Annotated in this window: 16 protein-coding genes; 7 read left to right on the top strand and 9 right to left on the bottom strand. The window is 26.1% G+C overall.

The window, feature by feature from the left end; translation table 11 throughout:
* Positions 1-3: 3 nt before the first annotated feature.
* Together CKV87_RS10785 and CKV87_RS10780 are read right to left on the bottom strand one after the other, a co-directional pair.
* Complete coding sequence (locus tag CKV87_RS10785) at positions 4-1,140, bottom strand: efflux RND transporter periplasmic adaptor subunit (protein WP_004511038.1); 1,137 nt, start codon at positions 1,138-1,140, stop codon at positions 4-6.
* Positions 1,141-1,206: 66 nt separating this feature from the next.
* Positions 1,207-2,952, bottom strand: coding sequence for a sensor domain-containing diguanylate cyclase (locus tag CKV87_RS10780; protein ID WP_012148021.1), 1,746 nt, complete (start codon positions 2,950-2,952; stop codon positions 1,207-1,209).
* A gap of 95 nt (positions 2,953-3,047) precedes the next feature.
* On the opposite strand from CKV87_RS10780, the gene CKV87_RS10775 reads away from it, so the two are divergent.
* The gene (locus CKV87_RS10775; RefSeq protein WP_012148020.1) at positions 3,048-3,404 is read left to right on the top strand and encodes a hypothetical protein; all 357 of its coding nucleotides are present in this window, start codon (positions 3,048-3,050) and stop codon (positions 3,402-3,404) included.
* Positions 3,405-3,411: 7 nt separating this feature from the next.
* Here the strand turns inward: CKV87_RS10775 and CKV87_RS10770 are convergent, their stop codons facing one another.
* Positions 3,412-4,536 carry a multidrug effflux MFS transporter gene (locus CKV87_RS10770; RefSeq protein WP_265588061.1) on the bottom strand — a complete coding sequence of 375 codons (1,125 nt, stop codon included), beginning with the start codon at positions 4,534-4,536 and terminating at the stop codon, positions 3,412-3,414.
* A 194-nt stretch (positions 4,537-4,730) separates the two neighbouring features.
* Here CKV87_RS10770 and CKV87_RS10765 point away from each other — a divergent pair, with 194 nt between their 5' ends.
* Positions 4,731-5,108: a hypothetical protein gene (locus CKV87_RS10765; protein ID WP_012148018.1), complete on the top strand. Its 378-nt coding sequence runs from the start codon at positions 4,731-4,733 to the stop codon at positions 5,106-5,108.
* Positions 5,109-6,743, top strand: a complete 1,635-nt coding sequence (locus CKV87_RS10760) for an Lnb N-terminal periplasmic domain-containing protein (RefSeq protein ID WP_012148017.1) — start codon at positions 5,109-5,111, stop codon at positions 6,741-6,743.
* Positions 6,744-6,788: 45 nt separating this feature from the next.
* Here CKV87_RS10760 and CKV87_RS10755 read toward each other — a convergent pair whose 3' ends face one another.
* From CKV87_RS10755 to CKV87_RS10735, 5 genes are all read right to left on the bottom strand, one after another.
* On the bottom strand, positions 6,789-7,226 hold the full coding sequence (locus CKV87_RS10755; RefSeq protein WP_012148016.1) for a Dps family protein: 438 nt from the start codon (positions 7,224-7,226) through the stop codon (positions 6,789-6,791).
* 88 nt (positions 7,227-7,314) lie between these two features.
* Entirely contained in the window at positions 7,315-7,968 is a 654-nt protein-coding gene (locus CKV87_RS10750) for an HAD family hydrolase (protein WP_041645018.1), read from the bottom strand.
* Entirely contained in the window at positions 7,955-8,854 is a 900-nt protein-coding gene (locus tag CKV87_RS10745) for a TPM domain-containing protein (protein WP_012148014.1), read from the bottom strand. The genes CKV87_RS10750 and CKV87_RS10745 overlap by 14 nt, the downstream gene beginning before the upstream one ends.
* On the bottom strand, positions 8,851-9,471 hold the full coding sequence (locus tag CKV87_RS10740) for a TPM domain-containing protein (RefSeq protein ID WP_012148013.1): 621 nt from the start codon (positions 9,469-9,471) through the stop codon (positions 8,851-8,853). Before CKV87_RS10740 ends, CKV87_RS10745 begins: the two co-directional genes overlap by 4 nt.
* Complete coding sequence (locus CKV87_RS10735; protein WP_012148012.1) at positions 9,471-10,061, bottom strand: LemA family protein; 591 nt, start codon at positions 10,059-10,061, stop codon at positions 9,471-9,473. The genes CKV87_RS10740 and CKV87_RS10735 overlap by 1 nt, the downstream gene beginning before the upstream one ends.
* Positions 10,062-10,297: 236 nt before the next feature.
* Here CKV87_RS10735 and CKV87_RS10730 point away from each other — a divergent pair, with 236 nt between their 5' ends.
* The 3 genes from CKV87_RS10730 to ung all read left to right on the top strand — a co-directional run bounded on the left by CKV87_RS10730 (position 10,298) and on the right by ung (position 14,120).
* A complete protein-coding gene (locus tag CKV87_RS10730) occupies positions 10,298-11,944 on the top strand; it encodes an acetolactate synthase large subunit (RefSeq protein ID WP_012148011.1) in 1,647 nt (548 codons plus the stop codon).
* Between the two features lie 20 nt (positions 11,945-11,964).
* On the top strand, positions 11,965-13,356 hold the full coding sequence (locus CKV87_RS10725; RefSeq protein ID WP_012148010.1) for an aldehyde dehydrogenase family protein: 1,392 nt from the start codon (positions 11,965-11,967) through the stop codon (positions 13,354-13,356).
* A 116-nt stretch (positions 13,357-13,472) separates the two neighbouring features.
* A complete protein-coding gene (gene ung, locus CKV87_RS10720; protein ID WP_012148009.1) occupies positions 13,473-14,120 on the top strand; it encodes a uracil-DNA glycosylase in 648 nt (215 codons plus the stop codon).
* On the opposite strand, the gene CKV87_RS10715 is transcribed toward ung, so the two are convergent.
* Positions 14,121-14,468, bottom strand: coding sequence for a nitrous oxide-stimulated promoter family protein (locus tag CKV87_RS10715; protein ID WP_012148008.1), 348 nt, complete (start codon positions 14,466-14,468; stop codon positions 14,121-14,123). It lies immediately after the preceding gene.
* 83 nt (positions 14,469-14,551) lie between these two features.
* Here CKV87_RS10715 and CKV87_RS10710 point away from each other — a divergent pair, with 83 nt between their 5' ends.
* Positions 14,552-15,205: a Crp/Fnr family transcriptional regulator gene (locus tag CKV87_RS10710; RefSeq protein ID WP_012148007.1), complete on the top strand. Its 654-nt coding sequence runs from the start codon at positions 14,552-14,554 to the stop codon at positions 15,203-15,205.
* The last annotated feature ends 36 nt before the right edge of the window (positions 15,206-15,241 follow it).

Genomic DNA, 15,241 nt, shown 5'->3' with positions numbered 1-15,241 from the left:
TTATCAATCTTTTTTTAAATATTTTGAAGTTACATCAATAGGTTTTACAATAGATTTTGGATTGATTTTATTTAATCCTTCGATTATGATTTTATCATTTGATGTAATTCCAGAAGTTACAAGCCAATAATTTTCAATAGCTCTATCTATTATAATTTGTTGTTTTTTTGTAGAGTTATCTTCATTTACAATTGTAATAATAGGATTTGCTTTTGAGTCTCTTGATACAGCTTGTTGAGGTAATAAAAATGCTTTTGAATCAACTGCACTTTGAATAGTTGCTCTTACAAACATTCCTGATAATAACAATCCTTCATTATTTGGAAATTCTGCTCTTAAAGTTACAGTTCCAGTATTTTCATCTACATTTATCTCTTGAAGTTGTAAAATGCCTTTGTATGGATAAATTGAATTATCACTTAAAGTTAAAGTAACTTCAGCATTTCCTTTTTTTATATTTTCTTTACTAAGAAGTTTTTTTAAAGCTAAGAGTTCATTTTGTGATTGGTTTAAATCAACATAAACATTTGAGTTATCTCTTATTGTTGTTAATGCATCTGCTTGATTTGCTGATACTAAAGCACCTTTTGTTACACTTGAAATACCAATATAACCTGAAATAGGCGCTTTTATTTCAGTTCTTTCTAAATCAATTTTTGCACTTTCAAGTGCCGCAATCTTTTCTTCAACTAAAGCTTTTGCTTGTAAATAGTTAGCTTTTGCATCATCTGTTTCTTGTTGTGAAATACCATCAACTTTTAATAATTCTTCATATCTTTGACTTTTTAGTTGAGCTGTTTGTAAGTTGGCTTTTGCACTCTCTAAAGATGCTTTTGCTTGATTAAAAGTTGCTTTATAAGTCGCTTCATCAATTTTATATAAAATATCACCTTGTTTTACAAAAGTTCCTTCTACAAATAACCTATCTTTTATAATTCCACTAATTTGTGGTCTTACTTCTGATACAAGTTTTGCTTTTACTCGTCCTGATAAATTTTGTTGTAAAGCGACAGTTTGTTCTTTTAAAGTAATAGTTCCAACTTCAATTTGTTGAGTTTTAAAATCATTTGATTTGTTATCACAGCCTAAGAATAATAAAGAAAATAGTGTAAAAATAAGAAGTTTTGATTGATTTAGCACACAATATCCCGAATAATAAATTTCAGAAATTGTAATCTATTATTATTAATAATATCTTAATAACTTTTATTCATAAAAGGCTATAACTTTATCTCTTCCTTCTTCTTTTGCTTGATATAAAGCTTTATCAGCATTTAAAATAATATCATCAACATTTTTAATGTGTTTAGAAAATGTTGCAACTCCTAAACTTATAGTGACTGTATTTGGATAAGTTGTGAATTTATGGAGTTTTATAGCTGCATTTATATGAGAAGCAACTTTTATAGCATCTTCTATTTTTGTTTCAGGGCAAATAACAAGAAACTCTTCTCCTCCCCATCTTCCTAAAATATCAACATTTCTAATATTTTTGCTTAGAACTTGCGCACTTTCTATTAATACTTCATCACCAATTTGATGTCCAAAATTGTCATTTACTTTTTTGAAATAATCAATATCTAATAAAATAATTGAAAAGTTTGTATTATATCTTTGACTTCTATTTATTTCATCTTGTAATGATTTATCTAATTTTACGCGATTATATAATTTTGTTAAGTTATCTGTAATAGACAATTTTAATAACTCTTCATTTTTAGCTAAAAGTTCTTCTGTTCTTTGTTTAACTTTATCTTCCAATGAATTTTGATAACTATTTATAGATTGAGCCATATTTTCAAAAGAAGCAGACAATAAAGCTATTTCAAGTATTGGACTTTCAATTTGAGAAACATCATTATATTTTCTATTTTTTATCTTTATACTTTGTTTAACTAAATTATAAATAGGTTTTATTATGATGCCAGATAAATATATCATTATTGGAAACATTAAAAAAGCAATTATTATAAAAGTAAGTAGCAATTTAAATGTTTGAGACAAATAAGGTTCAGTAATTTTTTCATAATCTGCAAAAATCACAATATATTCTTGTTTATTAAGTGTGTCAAGTTGTACTATTTTTGTAATATACTCTTTTTTATTTATATCAACAACTTTTAACTCTTTATAATCATTTATATTTTTATTTTTTTCAAAAAACTTTTCAAATAAAGAGTTATCTTTATTTGAAGAAGATAGAACTAAACCATCTTCTTGAAAAATAACCACATTTATAAAATCTTGATTTATATGTTTTTTATAAAGAGTTGTAAAATCCTGAGTTAATACATCAATACCAACTACATTTTTGCTTTTTTTTACATCTTTTGCATAAGTAATACCTACATTATTTATGTGAGAATATCTATATGGAGGAGTTTTTATTGTATTTTCATTTAAAATAGCAGATTTATACCAAGGTCTATTTCTTGGATCATAACTATTGTCTTCAATTTTTGAAGAAGTTAAATTTAAGTCTTCATCAAATAAAAGTAGTTCTCTTTTATTTGGAGTTTGAGCTGAAATTTTTATAAGTAACCATCTATCTATATTTTTTGTTTTATATGTAGTTTTTAGAAGTTCATTAACATCTAAATTGATTATTTCATAAAAACTTCCATCGCTATAACCTGTATAAACAGAGTATAAATGAGGATGCGATTTCAAGACATTTATATAAAGGTTGAAATGGTCTTTTTCATTCATCAAACTTAACATATTTACAATATTAATATTTAGATTTTCGTTATCTTTAATAGTTGTTTGTATATTTTGAACTAATCCATTTAATTGTAAATCTATGCTTTCAATAGATATTTTTTTACTAAAATAAAGAAGTTGAGAACTCAATACTATAATCAATATAGTTAATATAAATGAAAATAATGATAAAATAGTACTTTTTAAACTCAACTCTTTTTTTAAAATCTTACTAATAAGTTTGTCCACAAATAATCCTAAATAAATAATTTTATAATTAAAATGGCGGATTATAGCTAAAAGATAGTTTGAAATATTTTAAAAAATAAACATAAAGGAATGATATGAAAAATAATAAATTAAAGGAACTAATCCAATCACAATATAACGTGAATGTGGCATTTTATATACATTTAAAAGAATATAATAATAAAGTTAGAGAGGACTTAGAAAAAAGAATTAGTGAAGTTTTTTTCTTCTCAAAAGGTGTAGATTGGAAATTTGATAGTTTTGGAATAGAAAAAGCAGGGGAGAGAAAAACTGATATTTTGGGATATTTTATTTTTAGAAGTGTTGAAGTAGAAAAATTGAAAAAGTTATTCTTAGAAGAATTTAAATCTTATGATAATGCTTTAAAAATAAGTTGTTCAATAGCAAAATATGAAAAAACACAAGAGGATTTTTTTGAATTAGATGTATAAAATACATCTAATTTGTTTTATAGGTTCTTATAATAAAATAACTAATGATAGAAATGAGTGTAATACTCACAGAAATAACTAAAAATCCATTATCGCTAAAATTTAGTGCAATAGAAGATATCAAAGCACCAAGCCCAAATTGTAATACTCCAATAACACCAGAAGCAACACCTGCATTTTTAGAAAAATGTTCAATAGCAAGTGCCATACAATTACCAAAAATAAATGCCATCATACTCATATAAGATGCTAAAATAAACATAGTCATTATTAAAGTTAAATCTTTATGAACAAATATAAATATTAAACCAACTAACACTTGTATTAAAATGGCTGTTTTTATTATAGTAAGAGCATAATATTTTTTTAGCAGATTTACATTTACCTTTATCATAAATATTAATATAACAAAATTTATACCAAAGAATATTGGGAAATAATCAGTTGATATTTTAAAATATTCAATATAGATGAAAGATGTTTTAGAAATAATGATAAAAAATCCACCAAAACTTAAGGCTAAAACTATCATAGCTTTCATTGCTAATTTATGCGTTAAAACTATTTTATAAGATTCAAATACAGATTGTTTTATGTATGTAAAACTTTCTGGTAAATCTTTATATACAAAAAATGTAACAATTAGTGCATATATTGTTAAAAAGATAAATACACCTTCCCATGGAAAAAAATGGATAATTGCTGCACCAAAAACAGGAGCTAAAAGTGGAGCTAAACTTCTTACCATTCCAATAAGAGAGAATACTTTTGCAGCTTCTTGCCCTTTAAATCTATCTCTAACAGATGCACTAGCATTTACAACTGTAATTCCACCAAAAAATGCTTCAAAAAATCTATAAAGCCATAATTCATAAACAGTTGAACTAAAAATTATTAAGAAACTAAAAAAAGCATATCCTAAAAGCCCAAGAATAGAACCAAATCTTCTTCCATATCTATCAGAGATTGGTCCTCCAAAAATTTGTCCAATAGAAAATCCTATTAAAAAAATTGATAAAGATAGTTCAATTTTATGAATATCTACTTCAAAGTATTTTGCTATTTCTGGAATTGATGGTATGTAAGTATCAACTCCCATTGGTGCAACTGATGATAGAACCGAGATTAAAATTATGAGATATATGTGGTTAATTGATTTTTTAATAGTGTATCCTTTTGAAAATTCTAGTATAAATTATAATTATTATTATGGATATGAGTAGTAATGTAACTTTATAATATAAAAATAATTATTTTCTTATAAAAAATAAATATCCAGAATAAATATTTATTATAATAAAACTTACCAAAAAATAAAGGATACTTATGAAGAAAATGGTTATATTTGCATTGCCTATTTTAGGTGCTATCATGTTTAGTGGTTGTGCTACTATTTTAGGAGGGGGAAATCAACAAACTATTAGTATAAATTCTGACAAGCCTATGAAAGGTAAATTAGTTTATGAAGATGGTAAAGGAGAACAATATTTTACAACTCCAGCTACAGTAAATGTTGATAGAAGAAGTAAAGATATTATTTTATCAAGTGATAATGATGAGTTCTCTACAAAAACTCAAAACTCAAATGTTAATGGTTGGTTTTGGGGAAATATTTTAATTGGTGGTTTATTAGGTTCAACTACAGATATGGCAGGTGGTGCTGCTTGGAAGTATGATGAAACTGTAAATCTTTCAAGTAAATAAATGATTAGAAGATTTTTTCTTCTAATCGTTACTCTTTTTTCTTTTCTATATTCTTCTGATTTAAAAGTTATTTCATCTGCAAATAAATTAAAACTATATGAAAAAAATGAGTGGAAATCTTTACTTCATTTTAAAGATGAACTTAATATAAAAGATAATAATTTTATATTAAGCATTAATAATTTTTCTCTAAAAAATGAAATGGAACAAACTATAAAAGGTTTTTTTGAACCTCAGTCTAATTATGAAAATGTTAATCAACATTTTCAATGTAAATTTCCTGCAAGATTTTTATTTATTAAAAAAGAATTAGATTTAAAAGATGATATTTTCCCAAAAATTGATTGTTTTGAATTTGAAGAATATAAAAAGAAAGCACCTTCTGATAAAATTTATATGGTTTATGCTTCTGAAAATGTAAAAAATCCATCAAGCATGATGGGACATACTTTTTTAAAATTTGAAGGTAAAAATGAACAAAATGAAATAAAAGCACATTCTATATCTTTTTATACAACAATAAATACGATAAATTTGTTTGAATTATTTTATGAAAACTTTATATCTGGAATGGAAGGAACATTTGTATTAAGACCATATAAAGAGACTTTAGACAGATACATAAAAGATGAAAAAAGAAATGTTTGGGAATATGAATTAAATCTAAACAGTTATCAGCAAAAATTATTGTCTTATCATATATGGGAATTAAAAGATGTTGATATGAAATACTTTTTTACAAAATATAATTGTTCAACAGTACTCTTTTATACTTTAAGTTTAGTAAATCCAAAGATTTATAATGATGAAAAATTATGGGTAACACCACTTGATATTACTAAATATCTTTATAAATATGACTTAATAAAATCTAGTCAATTAATAGCAAGTGATGGCTGGATGAATAGAATGCTAAAAGAAAACTTTGATCAAAATAATACAGAGATTAAAAGTGGGTATTATGATATTTCAGCTTATAAATCACCAAATAAGATTCCAGATGAAAGACAGATTAGATTTTCTTATAAAAAAGTTGATGATGAAAAATATGCAAAAATTTCTTTTTTACCCGCATCTCATTTATTAAGTGATGATAACAGGGAATATTTTGGAGAAAGTGAACTAAAAATAGCATACTTATCTCTTTTAGGAAATAAAAATAAACTTAGTATTGATGAATTCACACTATATGGTATGAAATCTTTATTACCTTATCAAAGTTTAGCAAAAGATTTGTCTTATGAATTTGAAATGACATTTAAAAAAGATTTTGATACAAAAATGAATTATGTAAATAATACCAGAATTGATGGTGGAGTTGGATATGATTTTAAATTGAGTTATGATATGGATATTTATTTTTTATTAAATACTGGACTTAATCATAATAAAGAAGATAAACTTAAATTAATAGTTAATCCTAAAATGGGTTTAATTATTTATGAAATATTGAATATGAAAAGCATATTGAATTATGAAAAATTTTATTTAGAGACAAATAGAGTATATGATAAATATTCCTTATCACAAGATATATTTTTTAGTAAAAATAAGAAAATATATTTTGATTTACAAAGATATGAATCAGAAAAAGATAAAACAAATTTAGAAATAGGAGTATCTTTTAATTTTTAAAAATTTACTAAAAGAGAAAAACTCTTTTAGTAAACAAGAAAATGGTTATTTAACCATATTTCCTAACATCCATAAATCTTTTTCAAATTTTGCAACTTTTTCATCGGCAAAAGCTTCAGTTCCTTTATCGCCTTCTTTAGCTGCTGATTCACTTAATTTTTTGAATGCTTTTAATAAATATTCAAAATCAGTAATAATCTTTTCTACAATCTCTTTTGATTTAAAGCTATCTTTTGTTTCAGTTTCTATTTTAGTAGCTTTTGCTAATTCATCAATAGTTAAATAAGGTTTATCTCCTAATATGATAACTCTTTCTGCCATATCATCATATAGTTCTGACATTTGGTTATAAACACCTTCTGTGTAGCTATGAACTGGGTGAAAATCCATACCTTTTACATTCCAATGAAAATTATGAATTTTCACATATAACGCATGAGCGTCAGCTTGAATTTGTTTTAGTTGTTTTATAACATTTGACATAGTAAATCCTTTTTATAAATTTACAAATTATTATAACAGAAAATAGTTATTTGTCAATAAAACAATAATAAATATTAGATAATAAATATTATTTTATAATATTTAAAATTTCTAAAGGATGGTTTACTATAAAATCTGCTCCAAATTCTTTTAACTCTTTTTCATCTCTAAATCCCCATAAAACACCGATAGCTTTCATTTTTGCATTTTTTGCTGTTTGCATATCAACTTTTGTATCACCAATAAAGTAAATTTCTTCACAAGGGATATTCAAAGCTTTTGCGATATTTATAGCTGCAATTGGATGTGGTTTTTTGGGAATATCAACTTTTTGTCCATGAATCTCTTTAAAATCATAATCTTTAAAAAAATGATTTACATAAGAAACTGTAAATTCATGTGGTTTATTAGATAAAACAGCTAGATTACAATTTAATTTTTTTAATTCGTTTAACAAATCATAAATTCCATCATAAGGAAGAGTTTTTAAGTGCAATTTACAATCATATTCAACTTTAAATCTTTTTATAACTTCATCTTTTATCTCTTGTGAATGATTTCCTAAAGCATTTTCTACTAAAACATCAACACCACTACCAACAAAATATTTATAATCTTCTATTTTGTGTATTGGAAGATTTAAACTTTCCAAAACTTTATTCATACTAACAGCTATATCTTCTATAGAATCTAAAAGTGTTCCATCTAAATCAAAAATTAGTGTTTTTTTACCATCTACCACTAGCTCCTCCTCCGCCAAAACTTCCTCCTCCACCTGAGAATCCACCACTTGTTGAAGAATCGAAACTACCAAATGATGATGAATTTTTTGAACTATTTATATATTCAATTTTTGAAAGTTTATCAAAATCTACTTTTTTTATGTTTATATAATTAAAAATAAATACAACGACAAAAATAATAAGCGCAAGAACTAGACTATAAGAGACAAAAGATTGAGAAGCTACATAAGTAAAAAATGCAAAAAATGATGATGACATTGAAGAGTTTGTAATTTTATATAAAACTTGATTTCTCAATTTTCTTGAAATACCATTCATTAACATAGAAACAAAAATTAAAGTAAAAAATCCTAAATGTACAGTTACATTAAAAAATGAACTAAAATCAGTATTTTTTGGTTTTGCAACATATTCGCCTTGTGTAGCTTTTATTATTTCATTTACAGCTTTTAAAATACCTAGTTCATATTGACTTGCTTTAAAATTGGGTTTTATAGTGTAGTTTATTATCTCATGAGATATTTTATCTGTTAGTGCACCTTCAAGACCATATCCAACTTCAATTCTTATCTCTCTTTCTTTCATAGAAACTACAAGCAAAACACCATTATTTTTATCTTTTTGCCCAATACCCCAGAAACGACCTAATTGATAAGAAAATTCTTCAATAGAATAACCATTTAAAGAATTAAGAATTACTACAACAATTTGATTTGAACTTTTATTCTCTTCATTTTTTAAAATATTATTGATATCTTTTTTTACTTCAGGTGATAGTAAATTTGCTTCATCAATTACTCTTCCTTCAAGTTTTGGAAAATACTGCGAAATATCTGCATTTAAGAAATTAAGAATTAATAGTAAGAAAATTATAATTTTTTTCATTTTAACTCGATTACTTCATTTGGAAGTTCATTTGTATCATTTTCTAAAATTGGAAAATGTTGAATTAATATTGCTTTTGAAGCTTTTAATGCTTTTAAATAACCAGTCAAAAAATCTTCATTTTTAATATCATATGTAAATTCTGAGATAACTTGATGCCAAAATTCATTTGGGATTTTTTTTGATATTTCACTATCAGTAATAATTTCAACATATTTTTCATCTAAACTTACGAAAAACATAATAGCTTGTTTTGTTTTTGTTCTGTTTAGTCCTAGATTATAAAACTGTTTTTTTGCATAAAGAGATGCTATTTTATCTTTATAAAATCTAGGAAGCAGTTTCATAAATAGATTATGAAATGTTTGGAAAAAAAGGTTCATTCCTATAAAAATTACGATTTGATATTGAATTAATTCTAAAACATATAAATCATCTTTAATAAAAAACAGCAAAAAAGAGATTAAAAAAACAGATGATATAGAAAACATCAACATAACACTTTTATAATTTGAACTTTTTTGTGTTATAACTGTTATAAGTTCAGCTGAGGTTAATTTTTCAAGATTTTCTATCTCTTTTGAGATTAACTCTTTTTCTTTATTTGTTAAAATCATTAAAATTTTACTTTTGGAGCATCTTGCTCTGTTGGACTTGCAGTAAAAGTCTCTTTTATTTTAGCTTCAGGATGAGCAATCGCTGCTACAAATTTTCCTGGCATTGTTCTAAGTTCTAAATTGTAAAGTTTTACAGCTTCAATAAAATCTCGTCTAGCAACTGAAATTCTATTTTCAGTTCCTTCAAGTTGTGATTGTAAACTTAAAAAATTTTCATTTGCTTTTAATTCAGGATATTTTTCAACTACAACCATAAGTTTTGATAAGGCACTTGTTAAATTTGATTGTGCATTTTCAAATTGTTGTAAAAGTTCAGGATTATTTAGTGTATTTTCATTTAAAGTAATTTGTGAAACTTTACTTCTAGCTTCTGTAACTTCTACTAAAGTATTTTTTTCATGATTTGCATATGCTTTTACTGTTTCAACTAAATTTGGAATTAAATTAGCTCGTCTTTTATATTGATTTTGAACTTGAGACCATTTTTCTTTAACATTTTCATCAAGTTTTGGAATATTGTTATAATTCGTAACAGTTAAATATATAATAGCTAGCAAGATAAGCCCTAAAACAAGGGATATTTTTCTCATAGTGTAACCTTTCGTTAATGTCAACTTATAATATTTAAAATAATATTAAGATTATCTAAACTAAATCTATTAATGTGGTTATAATGTTAAAGATTTCGCAAATTAATTATAAAGTGTAGATTATATACATAATATATTTTTTTGAGAATAATATTAGTATAAATTAAGACAAATTAACTATATGTTGAATATCATTATTCATATATTTTATAAAATACAAGATGGAGTAAAACAAAATGAACGCATCAGAATTATTTATTAAAGCGTTAGAAAACGAAGGTGTTGAGTATATTTTTGGAATTCCTGGAGAAGAAAATCTTGATTTTCTTGATGCTCTTAGAGAATCAAAAATTAAATTAATTTTAACAAGACATGAGCAAGGTGCAGGCTTTATGGCTGCAACTTATGGAAGATTAACTGGAAAAGTTGGAGTATGTTTATCAACTCTAGGCCCTGGTGCAACTAACTTTGCAACAAGTGCTGCTTATGCACAACTTGGTGGAATGCCTATGATGATGATTACAGGTCAAAAACCAATCAAAAAATCTAAACAAGGTAGATTCCAAATCATTGATATCGTAAGAATGATGAGACCAATGACTAAGTATACTAAACAAGTTGTAAATGGAAATAACATTCCATCTATGGTTAGAGAAGCATTTAAAATTGCAACTACTGAAAGACCAGGTGCAGTTCATATTGAATTACCAGAAGATATTGCAGCTGAAGAAGTAGAATTTAATATCTATCCAGTACAATCTTTCAAATATGCAGTAGCTGTTGATGATGTAATTGCTGATGCTGTATCTATGATTGAAAAAGCAAAAAGACCATTATTATTAATTGGTGCTGGAGCAAATAGAACAAGAATTGGAAATGCATTAACTGATTTTGTAAACAAAACAGGAATTCCTTTCTTCTCTACGCAAATGGGTAAAGGTGTTATTGATGAAAATCACCCATTGTGTTTATCAACTGCTGCATTATCAAAAGATGATTTTGTACACTGCGCAATTGAAAGAGCAGATTTAATTATTAATGTTGGACATGATGTTATTGAAAAACCACCATTTTTTATGGAAAATAAACCAGACTCTACAAAAGTTATGCACGTAAACTTCTTCCCAAGTGAAGTTGATGATACATATTTCCCACAAATGGACGTTATTGGTGATATTGCTGGAAATATTACTAAATTTACAGACAAAATTTCAAAACAAGCTCATTGGGATTTTGATTATTATGTTAGATTGGCAGATGAAATTAGAACTAGATTATCTAAATATTTTGGAGATGATAGATTCCCAATTTTACCTCAAAGAGCTGTAAGAGCTATCAGACAAACTTTAGGAGCTGATGATATTTTAACATTAGATAATGGAGTTTATAAAATTTGGTTTGCTAGAAATTATAGATGTGCAAAACCAAACACTTTATTATTAGACAATGCATTAGCAACAATGGGAGCTGGACTTCCTTCTGCAATGGCAGCAAAAATGATAAACCCAGATAGAAAAGTAGTTACTGTATGTGGTGATGGTGGATTTATGATGAATTCGCAAGAGATGGAAACAGCAGTTAGATTAAAACTTGATTTAACGGTTATCATTTTAAATGACAATGCTTATGGAATGATTAAATGGAAACAAACAGGAATGGGATTTGAAACATTTGGTTTAGATTTAGAAAATCCAGATTTTGTTAAATATGCAGAAGCATATGGAGCAAAAGGTTATAGACCAACTTCTGTTGCAGATTTCGCACAAACATTAGACAAATGTGTAAATACTAAGGGTGTTCATTTAATTGACTTAGCTGTTGATTACTCTTTAAATCACTCAATTTTAAATGAGCTTTTAGCAACTAAAACTTGTTTAATATAAAAAATTTAAAAGGATAAGATATGAGTACAATAGAAGTTACATCGCCATTTGACGGTAAAGTTGTAGGATCTGTTCCCTTCACATCAGTTGAAGGAGTACAAAAAGCTATCGACACTGCATATGAAAGATATTTAGATGTTGATAACTGGATTCCAAAATATAAAAGAGTTGAAATTTTAGAAAACTTGATGAAGATTATGTCTTCTCAAGTTGAAGAGTTAACAATTCTTTGCGCAAGTGAAGGTGGAAAACCATATATAGACTCAAAAGTAGAAGTATTAAGAGCTATCAATGGAGTAAAAATTGCTATTGAACAAATTGGTCTTCAAGAAGGTCATGAAATTGCAATGGGACACACTCCAACAAGTACAAATAGAATTGCTTATACGATGAAAGAGCCAATAGGTGTTGTTGTATCAATTTCAGCATTTAACCACCCATTAAATTTAGCAATTCACCAAGTAATTCCTGCAATTGCTGTTGGTTGTCCAGTTATTATTAGACCAGCAACACAAACTCCAATGAGTGCAGTAAGATTAGTAGAATTATTAAAAGAAGCTGGATTACCTGAAGGTTGGGCACAAGCTGTTGTTTGTGATAGACAAGGTGGAGAACTTTTAGTTACAAGCCCAAAAACAGCATTTTTCTCATTTATAGGATCTGGTCCTGTTGGTTGGTATTTAAACTCAAAAGCTAGTGCAGGAACAAGAAGTGCATTAGAACATGGAGGAGTTGCTCCTGTTATTGTTGAGCCAGATGCTGATATCGAAGCTATGATTCCTGATCTTGTAAAAGGTGGTTTTTACCATGCTGGACAAGTTTGTGTTTCTGTTCAAAGAATTTTTGTACATGAATCAATTGCTGATACAGTTGCAGCAAAAGTAGCAGAAAAAGCTTCAAAACTTGTAGTTGGAAATCAATTAGATCCAAAAACTGAAGTTGGACCACTTATCAATCATAATGAAGTAAATAGAGTTGAAGAGTGGGTTAATGATGCAGTTACTAAAGGTGGAAAAATTTTAACTGGTGGAAAAAGAATAGGTGATTCTTGTTTCGAACCAACTGTTATTTTTAATCCATCTGATGATGCAATTATTTCTCAAAAAGAGATTTTCGGACCAGTTGTAGTTGTATATCCATATAAAACTTTAGATGAAGCAATTAAAAGAGCGAATGCTTTAGAAGTTTCTTTCCAAGCAGCAGTATTTACAAAAAATCTTGATACAGCTTTAAAAACTGTAAAAAGATTAAATGCAACAGCTGTTATGGTAAATGACCATACTGCATTTAGAGTTGATTGGATGCCATTTGGTGGAGCAAAAACTTCAGGTTTAGGATTAGGTGGAATTCCAGATTCTATGAAAGAGATGCAAAATCAAAAAATGATGGTTATCAAATCACCAGTTTTATAATCAAATATATATGATTTTTTAAAGCTAAGGTTTTTATACCTTAGCTTTTTTTATTTATAGAAAGCTTTATTCTTGAAACTCTTCAGAATTTTGCTACTTTTTAGAAGGATTTAATTATGACTTGGAAAGATATTATCGAGAATGAACAACAAAAACCATATTATGGGAAATTGAAAGAAGAGATAGATAAAAGATATGAAAATAGTATAGTTTTTCCAGAAAAACAAAATATTTTTAAAGCGTTTTCTTTGACAAAATTTGAAGATTTGAAAGTTGTCATTTTAGGACAAGACCCTTATCATGGAATTGGACAAGCGCAAGGATTATCTTTTTCAACTCCAAGTAATATAAAAAATCCACCTTCAATGGTAAATATTTTAAAAGAGATAAATGATGACTTAGGAAAAAAATCTGTTTGTGAAGATGGTGATTTAACTCCTTGGGCAAAACAAGGAATAATGTTATTAAATACAATTTTAACTGTTGAACAAGGTTTAGCAAAATCTCATCATAACTTAGGCTGGGAAATTTTTACAGATAACATAATCAAATATATTAGTGACAATAAAGAAAATGTAATTTTTTTACTTTGGGGAAGTCCTGCTATATCAAAGACAAAGTTGATAGATAAAAATAAGCACTTTATTCTAACAGCACCACATCCAAGTCCTCTTTCAGTTTATAGAGGTTTTTATGGTTGTAAACACTTTTCAAAAACAAATGAGATTTTAAAAAAACTAAATAAAGAAGAAATAATTTGGTAATTAGCTAAATATATTTAAAACTCTATTTTTTATTTTACTAAGAGATAATTTGATAGCTGAGTACTTCATTATTTTAGCAATATTTTTCCATTTTGATTTTTCATAACAAGGATTTGAACAGTTTCTACAACGTGGTTTTATTTCATGGGGACAAGCTTGTAATCTATCAAAAGAGTAATTTATTGCTTCAAAACATTCATCACATAAATATAAATCCAAGGAAAAAGAGCTAGTTTTATATTTTAAATTAACATTTCTAATTTTTAAATTTGTATGTTTATCTTTACAAAAAAGTTCAAAGAATTTTTTTAGAGTATCTATCTCTGAGTTATATTTTTGTTCAGTCATTTCAATTTCTTTATCTTGTTTTATACTATTTTTACATAAAATACTAAATTAAGCATTGATAATAATCAATAAAAAGAGATAAAATGATAAAAATAGATTTAAATGATTTAAAATTTTTTAATTTTTTAAAAGAAGAAGACTTATTAAGATTAAAAGATATTTCTATAAAAAAGTTTTTTAATAAAAATGAGATACTGTTTTACAAAGGTGACGAACCAAAGTATTTACATCTTTTATTAAAAGGTATCGCAAAACTTTATACCTATGATTATAAAGATAATGAAGTCATTATTCACAATTTAATGGCTCCAAACTTAATTGCAGAAATTGCAAACTATGAAGAGATGAATTTTTTAGCAAACTGCTCTTTTGAAACAAATGCTGAAGTTTTATTAATTGATTATAAAAAATTTAAAGAGGAATTTTTGTTAAAACCTGAAATATCTATGTTTTTTATAAAATCTTTAACAAAAAAAATAAAAGCTTTGCAAAGCTTTATTAATTATAATATTAGTCTAAATAGTATGGAAAAAATTGCTAAGTTTTTATATGACAATGAATCGATTTTAATGAACTTAAAACAAGTGAAGATTGCCCAAATTCTCAATATAACTCCTGAAACTTTATCTAGGAAAATTGCTAAATTGAAAAGAGAAAATATTATACAAAATGAAAAAGGATATATAAAAATTTTAGATTACAAAAGGTTAGAAACCTATGTAAATAGTCAATCTTGACAATTAAAATTTTTTTTTATATAATCCAAGATACTT

It is taken from the genome of Aliarcobacter butzleri (assembly GCF_900187115.1).
In the GTDB taxonomy this organism is placed as follows: domain Bacteria; phylum Campylobacterota; class Campylobacteria; order Campylobacterales; family Arcobacteraceae; genus Aliarcobacter; species Aliarcobacter butzleri.
The sequence above is the reverse complement of the archived record's forward strand: the minus strand, read 5'-3'. Positions and strand labels throughout refer to the sequence as shown.